Raw genomic sequence first — 457 nt, forward strand, 5'->3', positions numbered from 1 at the left:
TGATGTTCGTCACCCTTCACTCCATGCTAAAAAATACAAGGGTCAGAAAGATTTATGGCAAGCACGTATAGATAAAGACTGGAGGTTCTACTTTTTTATTGTTGATCCAACATATATTATTGTTTCAGTCATTAAGCATCCGAAATAGCTGGGTTTGGCTATAACATTGACTTTTATTATGTTTATGACATAATAAATAAAGTTTTTCAGTTCTCCAACATCAAACTAACCAGCCCAAGGAGGGCACATGCACAAATTTTTGACGATAGTCACTGCGCTCGTATTTGGAGCGTGGGCTTCAGCGGCGCTTTCTGCAGATGCAGAAAGCGCCGGAATCTTTGTTCAAGCTCAAGGAGTATACAAGCTGAGCAAAAACAAGGATGAACAACGTTCGCTCTTTGGAAAAACGTTGTACATCGAGAAGGAAGTTGCGAGCATCGACGGATTTTCCGTTTTT

The 457-nt window shown here is 40.3% G+C and carries 1 protein-coding gene; it reads left to right on the forward strand.

The genetic code is table 11. The annotated features are described in order from the left end of the window. Nucleotides 1-247: 247 nt before the first annotated feature. The coding region (locus AC3DEV_RS16980) for a hypothetical protein (protein WP_488372868.1) at nucleotides 248-457 on the forward strand (210 nt) is incomplete at its 3' end.

The organism is Dietzia sp. IBK-p2-15D, assembly GCF_057773105.1.